The 13,156-nt window shown below is 43.4% G+C and carries 15 protein-coding genes; all 15 read left to right on the top strand.

Going from position 1 to position 13,156, the window contains the following annotated elements; genetic code table 11:
• Position 1: 1 nt before the first annotated feature.
• Positions 2–610, top strand: a complete 609-nt coding sequence (locus LRC_RS07115) for a thymidine kinase (protein ID WP_039121705.1) — start codon at positions 2–4, stop codon at positions 608–610.
• Positions 603–1,685 (top strand): peptide chain release factor 1, encoded by a 1,083-nt coding sequence (gene prfA / locus LRC_RS07110; RefSeq protein ID WP_003698768.1) that lies wholly within the window; start codon positions 603–605, stop codon positions 1,683–1,685. The genes LRC_RS07115 and prfA overlap by 8 nt, the downstream gene beginning before the upstream one ends.
• Entirely contained in the window at positions 1,678–2,517 is an 840-nt protein-coding gene (gene prmC / locus LRC_RS07105) for a peptide chain release factor N(5)-glutamine methyltransferase (RefSeq protein WP_014073781.1), read from the top strand. The genes prfA and prmC overlap by 8 nt, the downstream gene beginning before the upstream one ends.
• Before the next feature lie 18 nt (positions 2,518–2,535).
• Positions 2,536–3,555 (top strand): L-threonylcarbamoyladenylate synthase, encoded by a 1,020-nt coding sequence (locus tag LRC_RS07100; protein WP_014073780.1) that lies wholly within the window; start codon positions 2,536–2,538, stop codon positions 3,553–3,555.
• Positions 3,556–3,903: 348 nt separating this feature from the next.
• Positions 3,904–4,533: a uracil phosphoribosyltransferase gene (gene upp / locus LRC_RS07095; protein ID WP_014073779.1), complete on the top strand. Its 630-nt coding sequence runs from the start codon at positions 3,904–3,906 to the stop codon at positions 4,531–4,533.
• A gap of 288 nt (positions 4,534–4,821) precedes the next feature.
• Positions 4,822–5,538, top strand: a complete 717-nt coding sequence (gene atpB, locus LRC_RS07090) for a F0F1 ATP synthase subunit A (protein ID WP_014073778.1) — start codon at positions 4,822–4,824, stop codon at positions 5,536–5,538.
• 31 nt (positions 5,539–5,569) lie between these two features.
• Entirely contained in the window at positions 5,570–5,794 is a 225-nt protein-coding gene (gene atpE, locus LRC_RS07085) for a F0F1 ATP synthase subunit C (RefSeq protein WP_003694505.1), read from the top strand.
• A gap of 53 nt (positions 5,795–5,847) precedes the next feature.
• A complete protein-coding gene (gene atpF / locus LRC_RS07080; protein WP_003694503.1) occupies positions 5,848–6,372 on the top strand; it encodes a F0F1 ATP synthase subunit B in 525 nt (174 codons plus the stop codon).
• Positions 6,359–6,901, top strand: a complete 543-nt coding sequence (gene atpH / locus LRC_RS07075) for an ATP synthase F1 subunit delta (RefSeq protein WP_014073777.1) — start codon at positions 6,359–6,361, stop codon at positions 6,899–6,901. Before atpF ends, atpH begins: the two co-directional genes overlap by 14 nt.
• A gap of 21 nt (positions 6,902–6,922) precedes the next feature.
• A complete protein-coding gene (gene atpA / locus LRC_RS07070) occupies positions 6,923–8,446 on the top strand; it encodes a F0F1 ATP synthase subunit alpha (protein WP_014073776.1) in 1,524 nt (507 codons plus the stop codon).
• 6 nt (positions 8,447–8,452) lie between these two features.
• Positions 8,453–9,394 carry a F0F1 ATP synthase subunit gamma gene (locus LRC_RS07065; RefSeq protein ID WP_014073775.1) on the top strand — a complete coding sequence of 314 codons (942 nt, stop codon included), beginning with the start codon at positions 8,453–8,455 and terminating at the stop codon, positions 9,392–9,394.
• Between the two features lie 21 nt (positions 9,395–9,415).
• Positions 9,416–10,819, top strand: a complete 1,404-nt coding sequence (gene atpD / locus LRC_RS07060; RefSeq protein WP_014073774.1) for a F0F1 ATP synthase subunit beta — start codon at positions 9,416–9,418, stop codon at positions 10,817–10,819.
• A gap of 14 nt (positions 10,820–10,833) precedes the next feature.
• Positions 10,834–11,253, top strand: a complete 420-nt coding sequence (locus tag LRC_RS07055) for a F0F1 ATP synthase subunit epsilon (protein ID WP_041820038.1) — start codon at positions 10,834–10,836, stop codon at positions 11,251–11,253.
• A gap of 240 nt (positions 11,254–11,493) precedes the next feature.
• Positions 11,494–11,727, top strand: coding sequence for a DUF1146 family protein (locus LRC_RS07050; protein WP_003694492.1), 234 nt, complete (start codon positions 11,494–11,496; stop codon positions 11,725–11,727).
• 21 nt (positions 11,728–11,748) lie between these two features.
• Positions 11,749–13,053 (top strand): UDP-N-acetylglucosamine 1-carboxyvinyltransferase, encoded by a 1,305-nt coding sequence (gene murA / locus LRC_RS07045; protein WP_014073772.1) that lies wholly within the window; start codon positions 11,749–11,751, stop codon positions 13,051–13,053.
• The last annotated feature ends 103 nt before the right edge of the window (positions 13,054–13,156 follow it).

Here is a 13,156-nt window from a genome sequence, read left to right as displayed (position 1 = left end):
AGTGGCACAGCTTTTTTTTCGTTACGGCGCAATGAACAGTGGCAAAACGATAGAAATCCTTAAAGTTGCTCATAATTATGAGGAACAAAACAAGAGCGTCATCATCATGACAAGCGGAATCGATGACCGCGATTCGGTCGGATACGTTTCGAGTCGAATAGGGATGAAACGCAAAGCAGTTCCGGTGTTTGACGAAGACGATCTGTATGAAAAGGTCGTTTCGATCAATCCCGACGCATCGTGCGTGCTGGTGGACGAAGCCCAGTTTCTGTCGAAACACCATGTATTGGAATTGACGAAAGTCGTTGATGAGCTAAAGATTCCCGTAATGACTTTTGGATTAAAAAACGATTTCAGAAACGAATTGTTTGAGGGATCAAAATATTTATTGCTCTATGCAGACAAAATAGAAGAAATGAAAACGATTTGCTGGTTTTGCTGCAAGAAAGCAATAATGAACCTGCGTGTTAATGATGGAAAGCCCGTTTATGACGGAGAACAGATTTTAATCGGCGGAAACGAATCGTATTATCCGGTTTGTCGCAAGCATTATTTCTTTCCGCCAATGAAAAACGCACATATTATTGAAAAGGAGAATGAAAATGGATAAACTATTCGACAGGCTTCAAATGCTGGCAGATCGCTATGAAGAATTAGGCGAACTTTTATCGGATCCTGACGTGATTGCAGATTCCAAGCGTTTTATGGAACTGTCCAAGGAAATGGCCGATTTGCGCGAAACGGTTGAGAAATATGAAAAATATAAACAGGTCGTGCAGCAGATAAAAGACGATGAGGAAATGCTTTCTACAGGGCTTGATGACGAAATGGCCGCAATGGTCAAGGAAGAACTTTCTGATTCAAAAAATGAAAAGCAGAAACTTGAACAAGAGATCAAAATTTTGCTTTTGCCAAAAGACCCTAACGATGGCAAAGACCTTATCATGGAGATTCGCGGTGCTGCCGGCGGTGATGAAGCAAGTCTGTTTGCTGCAGATCTGTTTTCGATGTACAGCAAATATGCCGAACGGCAAGGATGGTCGATTGAAGTCATTGACAAAAATATGACTGAGGTCGGGGGATTTAAAGAAATTGCGCTTACCATCAATGGCAAAAACGTTTGGTCAAAGCTCAAGTACGAAAGCGGAGCACACCGTGTTCAGCGAGTTCCAGTAACGGAATCGGCAGGACGCGTTCATACTTCGACTGCAACTGTCGTTGTGATGCCGGAAGAAGAAGACGTTGAAATCGATCTTGATCCAAAAGATATCAGAGTTGACGTCTATCGTTCGTCCGGTGCCGGCGGACAGCACATCAACAAAACCAGTTCTGCCGTTCGAATGACTCACCTCCCAACGGGAATCGTTGTTGCGATGCAAGATCAGCGTTCGCAGCAGCAGAACCGTGAGAAGGCAATGAAAATTTTGAAAGCGCGCGTTTACGATTACTACAAATCGCAGGAACAAAGCGAATATGACGAAAATCGCAAGTCTGCCGTCGGAACCGGTGATCGTTCCGAGAGAATCAGAACCTACAATTATCCGCAAAATCGCGTGACGGATCATCGCATCGGCTTGTCGCTCAACAAGCTCGACAGAATCATGAATGGCGAGTTGGATGACGTTATCGATGCGCTCGTGCTCTATGATCAGACCAAAGCTTTGGAAGAATTGCAAAATGGCTGATAAGATGAATGTTTTTGAAGCCCAGAAATGGGCTTTTTCTTTTGCTGACGATCACGGAATGGAACGCAGCACGATCGATATGCTGATTTGCGGTCAGATGGACTGGGACGTTACGCATTTGTTGATGCACTATCGCGATGAATTCTCGAAGGAAGACTTTGAGGTCTTCAGGCAAAACGTTGGAAAATGCGCCGAAGGGATTCCTCCGCAATATGTGCTTTCAAAAGCGGTCTTTTTCAAGAGGACTTTTTTTGTCAATGAAAGCACGCTTATTCCGAGGGTTGAGACTGAAGATTTGGTGGAATGGATTCTGCATGATAATCCTGGGACGGATGCTGAATTTTTAGACATCGGAACCGGAAGCGGAGCAATCGGTTTGACGCTTAAGGCCGAAAAGCCTTTGTGGAAGGGAATGCTTAGTGATGTTTCTTCGGAGGCTTTGGGGGTTGCCAAAAAAAATGCCAAACGATTGAAGCTTAAGGCTGAATTCAAATTGAGCGACGTTTTTGATGAGATTGACGGCAAATTTGACATCATCGTGTCAAATCCTCCATACATTGCCGAATCAGAAAAAAAGTACATGGATAAGAGCGTGTTTGAACATGAACCCACGCTGGCCTTGTTTGCTGAAAACAATGGTCTTGCGATTTATCAAAAAATTTGTCGCCAGCTAAAAGATCACCTTAAAAATGGTGGCAGCTTATATCTTGAAATTGGATTTTTACAGGGAAAAGCCGTGGTTGAAATGTTTGAAAAGGCTTATCCGAAAGCAGAAGTTACGCTTAAAAAAGACGAAAGTGGACATGATCGGATGGTCAGAGTTCGTTTTTGAGCTTGGAAAGGGAAAAAGATGCTGATTACTAAAATTTATACAACCGACGAAATCGAAAAAGCGGCAAATGAACTGTGCCTTGGCGAATTAATCGCGTTTCCCACAGAAACCGTGTATGGTCTCGGTGCAGATGCGACAAATGAGCAGGCAGTCAAGAGAGTGTATTTGGCAAAGGGAAGACCCTCTGACAATCCTTTGATTGTAACGGTTTCTTCACGAAAAATGGTTGAGGAGTATGTCGAAAGCTTGCCTGAAAGAGCGGTTAAGCTGATGGATGCTTTTTGGCCCGGACCGTTGACGATGATTTTGAAAATCAAAGAAGGGGCACTTTCAAAAGCAGTCACTGGCGGACTGGAAACGGCCGCTTTTCGCATGCCTCAAAACAAAGCAACGCTTAAGCTGATCGAATCGGCAGGCGTTCCCATTGTCGGTCCTTCCGCCAATTCTTCCGGAAAGCCTAGTCCGACGACCGCACAGCATGTTTATCATGATTTGGAAGGACGAATTGCCGGGATTTTGGATGACGGACCGACTCAGGTCGGAGTCGAATCAACAATCATCGATCTGAGTTCGGAGCATCCGGTTATCTTGAGACCTGGTGCAGTGACCGTTGAGCAGCTTGAAGAAGTGCTCAAGGAAACTGTTTTATCAGACAAACACAAGGTCGGCATGAAAGAAGTTCCAAAAGCCCCTGGAATGAAGTATAAGCACTATGCTCCGGATGCTCAGGTTCTGATCGTCAAAGCAGGGGATTGGGACAAGGCTCTTTTGTGGCGCAAAAACAAGCAGGAAAGAGTCGGCGTGATGGCATTCAATGAAGTTTTAAAAAATGCAGATCTTCCAAAGAAACTGTCATATAGCTTGGGGGACACGGTTTTTGATGCCAGTCGTCGCCTGTTTGCCGGGTTGCGTTATTTTGATTCAGAAGAAAAGGTCGACTTTATTTTGTGTGCAGGAGTGAAAGAAGCAGGACTTGGCGAAGCATACATGAATCGACTGAAAAAGTCTGCCGGAAACGTTTTTTTTGACAAAATTTGATTTGGGGGGAGTGTCTGATGATTTGGAGACTCTCTTTTGGTATAATTTTATAGAAAAAAAGTTTTGTTTCGGCTAAAATTATTATGTAAAAGCAGGACCGGAAAGAGGTCATAGTCAAAAAAGTCGATATCCACAGAAAGAGCAGAATGCGGGGTGGATATTACTGCTGGTTACAATCATGCAAAAACGGATTCCGACCAATTTTTAAGGACTTCGATCGGAATATCGGATGCGATGTTTGCGGCAAAAACAATTAAGGAAAGGAAAAGTCGTATTTTCTTTCTCAAGCATGGCCGAATAACCACACGGGGCCATGATTGTCCGTATTTTATACGACAGGTGGATATCATGGGAAAATTCGAGGTCTTGGACCATCCATTGATTCAACACAAATTAACGATTATTCGAAAAAAGGATTGCGGAACGCGCGAATTTCGACAGGTCGTCGATGAAATTGCAACGCTGATGGCATATGAAGTTTCAAGAGACATGCCACTTGAAGACGTTGAAATCGAAACACCGATGGGCAAGACGGTCAAGAAGCGTCTTGCCGGAAAGAAAGTCGTCGTTGTTCCGATTCTTCGCGCGGGCCTTGGAATGGTCGAAGGGATATTGAATTTGATTCCGGCGGCAAAAGTCGGACATATCGGGATGTACCGTGATGAGGAAACTCTTCAGCCGCACGAATATTTCGTGAAGATGCCCGGTGATCTTGGTGATCGAGACATGTTCATCGTCGATCCGATGCTTGCGACGGGCGGATCTGCAATCATGGCCGTTGATGCTTTGAAGAAACGCGGTGCCAAGTCCATCAAGTTCGTTTGTCTGGTAGCGGCTCCTGAAGGTGTCAAGGCTTTGCGAGAGGCGCATCCGGACATTGATATTTTTGCTGCTTCTTTGGACGATCATTTGAATGAAGACGGTTATATCGTTCCGGGATTGGGAGATGCAGGCGACCGTTTATTTGGAACAAAATAAACAAAATGTCAGAAAATTCTGAAAATAAGAAATAAATTTGAAATTACCTTGGAAGCGCTATAAGCCTTTGAAAATACACATTTTCATCAGTCTTTATACGTATTTCTTCACAACTTTTCGCGAAAATGCCATGAAAAACCTGTTTTTTCTGCTTTGTATTTTCACGTAAATGGTGGTATTATTTCAGTTGTATTCAAAGATATTTTTGTGTCTTTGTCTTGCTTTATCCTTATGGTTCGACCAAGATGTTTGACCGTATTGATCACATTTGAAAAGAGGTGAGACTTTGTGAGTGAAGAAGCTCAAGTATTGAAGCTTTTTGGTATTCCTTTCAATGTCGGAAACTGTCTGTCAGGTTTCGTTGCAGCACTTATCGTATTTTTCTTAGTCTTTTGGCTGTCTCGAAAGGTGGAGATGAAACCAAACGGAAAACAGAACGTTCTTGAATGGGCAATTGATTTCACCAACGGAATTGTCAAAAGTGCAATTCCTGATGAAGAGGGCAAGAAGTATGGCGTTTTGGCGTTTACGCTTTTTATGTTCATTTTCATCTCCAACCAGCTTGGTTTAATTTTCCAGGTCAACGTTGGTGGCATTACCTACATCAAGAGTCCTACTGCTTCTACGGCGACAACTTTGACACTTGCCTTCGCTGTATTGCTGCTGTCCCACTTGATGGGTGTCGTGAAATTCGGGTTTAAGGGTTATGTAAAGAATTCTTATTTCAGCCCGATGCCCGCATTGTTCCCGATTAATATCATCGAACAATTTACGAATTTCTTGACATTGGCTTTGCGTCTTTACGGGAATATCTATTCTGGTGAAGTTTTGCTGACCGTAATTTATCAACAATTGGGAAAAGCGGCTGCACCATGGACATTGATTCCGGCCTTTCCGCTTGAGATGGTTTGGCAAGGTTTCTCAGTATTTATTGGTTCAATCCAGGCCTACGTCTTTGTAACGTTGACAATGGTTTATATGTCTCAAAAGGTCGAAAAAGAATAACACATAGGAAAATCGAGGAGGATTTTATATTATGGCAACAGGTTTAGCTTTATTTGGTGCGGGTCTTGCCGCAGGTTTCGCTGCTATCGGTACAGGTATTGGTAACGGTCTTGTAATTTCCAAGACTCTTGAATCAATGGCACGTCAGCCGGAACTTTCCGGTCAATTGCGTACGACGATGTTTATCGGTGTTGGTTTGATTGAAGCCGTTCCTATCATCGCCGTTGTTATTTCATTCATGTTGTTGAACAAGTAATCCTATTCTATCAATATGTTTTTAGATATTGTCAGATTAGGAGGTGTCAATAGATGAATGCAACATTTTTAATCGGTGCTGCTGAAGGTGTTCAATGGGGCGACTTTCTCTTTTATTTGCTGACATTTGTAGTCTTGATTGCAGCCGTTAAGCATTTTGCTTGGGGTCCCGTAACTGAGATGATGGAAAAGCGTGCAAACAAAATCGCAAACGATATCGATTCTGCGGAAGATGCGCGCAAAAAAGCTGAGGAATTGGCTGCACAACGTGAAGAAGCTTTGAAAGATTCTCACGTTGAAGCTTCAAAGATTATCGATCGTGCGAAGCAAAACGGCGAACAGCAAAAGGCAAGCATCGTTGATTCTGCTCAATCGGAAGTCATGACGATGAAAGACAATGCCAAAAAAGACATTGAGCAACAGCGTCAAGAAGCTATGTCCGGAATTAAAAACGACGTAGCTGAATTATCTATTGAAATTGCTTCTAAGATCATTCAAAAAGAATTGAATGCTGAGGATCAAAAAGCCTTGGTAGACTCATACATCGAAGGGTTGGGGAAGCAAAATGGCATTAGATAGACAAACAGTAGCTAAGCGCTATGGCAAAGCCTTGTTTGAAGTCGTTCAGGAAAAGGACGTTCGTTCGGATGTTCTTCTTGAATTGGCGGAAATCAAGAAAATTATCGACGCAGAACCAAAATTTATCACGTTCATGACGAGTCCTTCAATTAAACAAGAAGAAAAGCTTGCCATGATCAAGAATATTACAGATGGGGCTTCAGAGGTTACAACGAATCTTTTGGACATGTTGTTTGACTATGGACGAATTGCAAACCTTGAAGACGTCATCGATGAATTTAACAGATTGAACGACGAATTCGAAAAAACAGTACGCGTAAAAGTGACGACTGCGATCGAATTGGATGAAGATCAAAAAGAAAAACTTGCATCTTCGTTTGCTAATGTTGTTGGTGCCGAAAAAGTCCTGGTTGATTCAGTGATTGATCCTGATATCATCGGCGGCGTGGTGATGCAATCAGAAAGCTGCGTTTATGATGGTTCGATCAAGTCAAGGATTGAAAGCATCAAGCGTCTGTTAATTAAGTGATTTTTAAGAGGTGAGACTTTTATGAGCATTAAGGCTGAGGAAATCAGTGCTCTTATCAAGCAACAATTAGCAAATTACAAAGATGAGCTTACCGTTGATGAAGTTGGTACCGTAACATACGTCGGTGACGGTGTTGCGCGTGCAAACGGGCTTGATAATGCCTTATCCGGTGAACTGCTTCAATTTGAAGACGGTACATACGGAATGGCTCAAAACTTGGAAGCCAACGATGTAGGTATCGTTGTTCTCGGTAGTTTCAAGGGTATTCGCGAAGGCGATACCGTTAAGCGTACCGGCCGCATCATGGAAGTCCCTGTAGGCGATGCTCTTATCGGGCGCGTTGTTAACCCATTGGGACAACCTATCGACGGTTTAGGAGAAATCAAGACAGATAAGACACGTCCAGTCGAGCATAAAGCTCCCGGCGTTATGGACCGTCAATCTGTTACGGAACCTTTGCAAACAGGTATTAAAGCAATCGATGCCTTGGTTCCGATCGGTCGCGGCCAACGTGAATTGGTTATCGGTGACCGTAAGACAGGTAAGACTTCAATTGCTATTGATACGATCATCAACCAAAAAGGTCAGGACATGATTTGTATCTATGTTGCAATTGGTCAAAAGGAATCAACCGTGCGCACGCAGGTTGAAACTTTGCGCAAGTACGGCGCAATGGACTACACGATCGTTGTTTCTGCCGGTCCTTCTTCACCGGCTCCGTTGTTGTGGCTTGCTCCATATGCCGGTGCGGCAATGGGGGAAGAATTCATGTTCAACGGCAAGCATGTTTTGATCGTTTATGATGATTTGTCCAAGCAGGCTGACGCTTATCGTGAACTTTCACTTATTTTGAGACGTCCGCCTGGTCGTGAAGCTTATCCTGGCGATGTCTTCTACTTGCACTCACGTTTGCTTGAACGTGCGGCCAAGTTGAGCGATGAGCTTGGCGGAGGTTCGATGACTGCTCTCCCATTCATTGAAACAAAGGCTGGCGACGTTTCGGCATACATTCCGACAAACGTTATTTCGATTACTGACGGACAAATTTTCTTGGATAGCGATAATTTCTATTCAGGCGTTCGTCCTGCGATCGATGCCGGAACTTCTGTTTCCCGTGTTGGTGGGGATGCGCAAATCAAGGCGATGAAGAAGGTTGCCGGTACGCTTCGTTTGGATCTTTCATCATATCGTGAACTTGAATCGTTTGCTCAATTTGGTTCAGACCTTGATGAAGCTACGCAAGCTAAATTGAATCGTGGTCGTCGGACTGTTGAAGTATTGAAACAGCCGTTGCACAAGCCGCTTCCCGTTGAAAAACAGGTTGTCATCTTGTATGCATTGACACACGGATATCTCGATTCCGTTGCCGTTGATGATATTTTGGCTTACCAAGATTCATTGTTTGATTTCTTCGATAACAATTACAAGGATCTTTTGGATGAAATCAAGACAACTGGCAAGTTGCCAGATACGGAAAAGCTTGATGCTGCTATCTCTGAATTTGCAGAAACTTCCAACCAAGCGCAGAATAAGAAAGGATGGTGAGAACTGATGCCTGCTTCTATGCAAGAAGTTAAACGTCGAATCGTTTCGACCAAGAAGACGGGACAAATCACGGGTGCGATGCAGATGGTTTCAACGGCAAAGCTTAATCAGATTCAAAAGCATGCCGCCAACTATCAGATTTACTCATCCAAGATTCGCAGTGTCATCACCCACTTGGCAAAATCTCACCTGCTGGATTCTTCCGCAGTCAGCGGAGAGGTTGGGAAGAGCCAAGATGGCAAAGTCAATACGTTAAGCATGATTAAGCAAAGACCGGTCAAAAAGACCGGGATTGTCGTTATCACGTCTGATCGCGGTTTGGTAGGCAGCTATAACAGCAATGTCATCAAGTCGACTATGGATTTGATTAAAAACGGCAACCACAACACAGAAGATACTGTGATTATCGCTATTGGCGGCACAGGTGCTGATTTCTTCAGCAAGCGTGGATACAACATTGTTTATGAATATCGTGGCGTCAGCGATGTACCGACGTTTAAGGAAATTCGTCCAATCGTTGAGACAATCGTTTCGATGTATGACAATGAAGCTTATGACCAATTGGTCGTTTGCTATAGCCACTTTGTGAACACTTTGACTTCTGTTTTCCGTGCTGAACAGATGCTCCCGATTTCTGCAGAAAACATGGGAACTGATGATTTGACGGAACAAGATGAAAATGATTATCAGATCGAATATGAGACCGAACCGTCTCAGGATGCAATCTTAGAGGTTATTTTACCTCAATATGCGGAGAGTTTGGTTTACGGCGCAATTCTTGATGCCAAGACTTCTGAACATGCATGCAGTTCGACTGCGATGAAGTCCGCAACGGATAATGCCAAAGACGTTATTTCATCACTTGAATTGCAGTTCAATCGAGCTCGTCAAAGTGCAATTACGACTGAAATTACGGAAATCACAGGTGCACAGGCTGCCTTAGATTAGAATAGTAGGAGGAATTAACAAATGAGTTACGGTAAAGTAGTTCAAGTTATCGGCCCTGTTGTCGATGTCCAATTCCCTCTGAGCGAGTCTTTACCTGATATCAACAATGCTTTAAAAGTTAAGCGCGAAGATGGTACTGATTTAATCATCGAAGTTACGCTTGAACTTGGCGATGGAGTTATGCGCACGATTGCAATGGATTCCACGGATGGTTTGAAGCGTGGCGCAGAAGTTGTTGATACTGGTCGCTCTATCAGTGTGCCCGTTGGTAAGGATACTTTGGGACGTGTTTTCAACGTTTTGGGGGAACCAATCGACAATGGGCCGGAATTTGAAGAAGATCATCGTCGTGATCCTATTCACCGCGATGCACCTTCATATGAAGAATTGAGTACGGGTACTGAAATTCTTGAAACGGGTATCAAGGTTATCGATCTTTTGGCACCTTATATCAAAGGCGGCAAGATTGGTTTATTCGGTGGCGCCGGTGTTGGCAAGACGGTTCTTATTCAGGAATTGATTCACAACATTGCGCAAGAACATAATGGTATTTCCGTTTTCACCGGTGTTGGCGAACGTACGCGTGAAGGCAATGACTTGTATTATGAAATGAAAGAGTCAGGCGTTTTGGAAAAAACGGCCATGGTCTTTGGTCAGATGAATGAGCCGCCTGGAGCACGTATGCGCGTTGCTTTGACCGGCTTGACGATTGCGGAATATTTCCGTGACGTTGAAGGCCAGGACGTGTTGCTCTTCATTGACAATATTTTTCGTTTCACGCAAGCCGGTTCCGAAGTTTCCGCTTTGCTTGGTCGCATTCCGTCAGCTGTTGGTTATCAGCCAACATTGGCTACTGAAATGGGTCAATTGCAAGAACGAATTACTTCGACAAAGAAAGGGTCCGTAACATCTATTCAAGCTGTATATGTTCCAGCCGATGACTATACTGACCCTGCGCCTGCAACAACGTTTGCTCACTTGGATGCTACGACCAACTTGGAACGTTCTTTGACGCAGCAAGGTATTTATCCGGCCGTTGATCCATTGGCATCAACTTCAAGTGCTCTTTCGCCTGAAATTGTTGGTGAAGAACACTATCAGGTTGCTACGGAAGTTCAACATGTGCTTCAACGCTATCGTGAATTGCAAGACATTATCTCTATTTTGGGGATGGATGAATTGTCTGATGAAGAAAAAGTTATCGTTGCTCGTGCACGTCGTATCCAATTCTTCTTGTCACAAAACTTCCACGTTGCCGAACGTTTCACTGGCATTCCTGGATCATACGTACCTGTTGAAGAAACTGTTAAAGGCTTTAAAGAAATCCTTGAAGGCAAATATGACGATCTTCCTGAAGATGCGTTCCGTCAATGCGGTCCGATTGAAGACGTTGTAGAAAAAGCAAAGAAAATGACAAGCAAGTAAGGAGGTAGCGTCCAATGGATGATAAGTCCTTATTAACTGTGAATGTCGTTACTCCGGATGGCGTCGTGTATGATAACACGACAGATTTGGCAGTTTGCAAGACTACTCTTGGTGAAGTAGGTATCATGCCGAATCGAGTTCCGTTGCTCGCTTCGCTTGCAATTGATGAAGTACGCGTCAAGACTGGAGAAGACAGTTTTGATGAAATTGCCGTCAGCGGCGGTTTTATTGAATTTTCAAACAACGTCTTGTCCGTTGTGGCATCATCTGCCGAGCGAAAGGAAAATATTGATGCATCGCGTGCTGAACGTGCGCGTGCACGTGCTGAAAAACGGATTGCGACGGCTAAAGAAACGCATAATGTCGATGATCTTCGTCGTGCTGAAGTTTCGTTACGCCGTGCGATGAACCGTCTGAATATTTCAAAGCACTAAGAGGTAAAGAAGTCAGGTTTGTAACCTGGCTTTTTTATTTTGTTCAAAAAATACAGTGCCTTGATTTAGATTGATTCAATGATTACTGGACGAAAATCCAGTGACTTCGGTCATGGGAGAACCATTATGAAAAAAATGGCATACAAGTCGAGTTATTTAAAATTCAGTTAGATTCAGTGACTATTAAAGAAAACTATGCTATGATTAGTTCGAATTGATTGAAAGGTTTAAATTAGATAAATGCAAGATATCGGAGTAATGTCGCTTTTAACAATCATTAGTCACTTTGTTTTTATTGCCTTAAGTTTTAACGCGTTTCAGTCTTTGAGACTTGATCGGTATTTTACTCAAGAAAGGCAAAACAAGTTTAAAGTAGCATTGGTTTTATTTTCAGTAGCGGTAGGATATGGAGTCAGCTCATTTTTTTTGAGCTTTTTGAACAGTCTGACAAATATGACTTACTTGATTAAATAATTTGTTCATGGAGGGTTTTTAGTGGAAAAAATTATTGTACACGGTGGGCATCGACTTGAGGGAACTGTTGAGATAGAAGGCGCAAAAAATGCGGTTTTGCCGATTTTGGCTGCAAGCATCCTTGCGAGCGAGGGCAGAACTTTTTTGTCAAACGTTCCGATTCTTTCTGATGTCTATACAATGAGCAACGTAATTAGATTTTTGAACGTTCAGGTCGGCTTGGACGAATCGACGAAGACCATGGTGCTTGATGCAACGGGAAATCTTTCATATGAAGCCCCGTTTAAATATGTTTCCAAAATGAGAGCATCAATTGTCGTGCTTGGACCGTTGCTGGCACGTTTGGGGCATGCAAAAGTTGCAATGCCGGGCGGATGTGCAATCGGCTCAAGACCGATCGATCTGCATCTTAAAGGTTTAGAAGCCATGGGAGTCGAGATTGAACGTCATGACGGATATATTGAAGCAAGAACCGACTGCTTAAAGGGTGCCAATATTTATTTGGATTTTCCAAGCGTTGGAGCAACGCAAAACATTATGATGGCAGCAACGCTTGCCAAGGGAACGACCATAATCGAAAATGTTGCTCGTGAACCCGAAATTGTTGATTTGGCCAATGTTTTAAATAAGATGGGGGCCAAAGTCTATGGTGCCGGTACCGAAACAATTAAAGTCGTCGGCGTTGATCATCTTCACGGAACGGAGCATACGATTATTCAAGATCGCATTGAGGCCGGAACTTTCATGGTGGCAGCAGCTTTGACGAAAGGCAACGTTTTGATTAAAGATGCAATTGTCGAGCACAACAAGCCGCTTATTTCAAAATTGGAGGAAATGGGCGTTAGAGTCATAGATGAAGAAAAAGGAGTAAGGATTATCGGGCCCGAAAAATTAAAGCCAACGACGATCAAGACGTTGCCGCATCCTGGTTTTCCAACGGATATGCAGCCGCAAATGTCAATTTTGCAATTAGCTGCCGACGGGACGAGTATTTTGACCGAAACCGTTTTTGAAAATCGATTCATGCATCTTGAAGAACTCAGGCGAATGAATGCTGACTTCAAAATTGAAGGAAATTCCGTAATTTTGTATGGTCCGACTGATTTTTGTGGAGCAGAAGTTGCTGCAACGGATCTTAGAGCAGCTGCAGCGCTTGTCTTGGCAGGACTTGTTTCAAGAGGAATTACGCAAGTTACTCATTTGAAGTATCTTGATCGCGGTTATTACAGGTTCCATGAAAAGCTGGCATCGCTTGGTGCTGAAATTAAGCGTGCAAATGATGTTACTAATGGAAAGTTTTTTATGAACGAAACAGAAGAGGTATGAGTTTCAAGCGGGCTTTTTCGGCTCGCTTTTTAGCTTGAGCAATGATTTGCAGTGCTGACCAGTTTTTTTGAAATCACAGTTTTTTCTATGGCCAATTGTGATA

It is taken from the genome of Ligilactobacillus ruminis ATCC 27782, assembly GCF_000224985.1.
Lineage (GTDB): Bacteria > Bacillota > Bacilli > Lactobacillales > Lactobacillaceae > Ligilactobacillus > Ligilactobacillus ruminis.
The sequence above is the reverse complement of the archived record's forward strand: the minus strand, read 5'-3'. Positions and strand labels throughout refer to the sequence as shown.

Coding starts and splice junctions, on each gene's coding strand:
- prfA (WP_003698768.1), top strand. CDS start 603: ATGGATAAACTATTCGACAGGCTTCAAATGCTGGCAGATCGCTATGAA.
- prmC (WP_014073781.1), top strand. CDS start 1,678: ATGGCTGATAAGATGAATGTTTTTGAAGCCCAGAAATGGGCTTTTTCT.
- LRC_RS07100 (WP_014073780.1), top strand. CDS start 2,536: ATGCTGATTACTAAAATTTATACAACCGACGAAATCGAAAAAGCGGCA.
- upp (WP_014073779.1), top strand. CDS start 3,904: ATGGGAAAATTCGAGGTCTTGGACCATCCATTGATTCAACACAAATTA.
- atpE (WP_003694505.1), top strand. CDS start 5,570: ATGGCAACAGGTTTAGCTTTATTTGGTGCGGGTCTTGCCGCAGGTTTC.
- atpF (WP_003694503.1), top strand. CDS start 5,848: ATGAATGCAACATTTTTAATCGGTGCTGCTGAAGGTGTTCAATGGGGC.
- atpH (WP_014073777.1), top strand. CDS start 6,359: ATGGCATTAGATAGACAAACAGTAGCTAAGCGCTATGGCAAAGCCTTG.
- atpA (WP_014073776.1), top strand. CDS start 6,923: ATGAGCATTAAGGCTGAGGAAATCAGTGCTCTTATCAAGCAACAATTA.
- LRC_RS07065 (WP_014073775.1), top strand. CDS start 8,453: ATGCCTGCTTCTATGCAAGAAGTTAAACGTCGAATCGTTTCGACCAAG.
- atpD (WP_014073774.1), top strand. CDS start 9,416: ATGAGTTACGGTAAAGTAGTTCAAGTTATCGGCCCTGTTGTCGATGTC.
- LRC_RS07055 (WP_041820038.1), top strand. CDS start 10,834: ATGGATGATAAGTCCTTATTAACTGTGAATGTCGTTACTCCGGATGGC.
- LRC_RS07050 (WP_003694492.1), top strand. CDS start 11,494: ATGCAAGATATCGGAGTAATGTCGCTTTTAACAATCATTAGTCACTTT.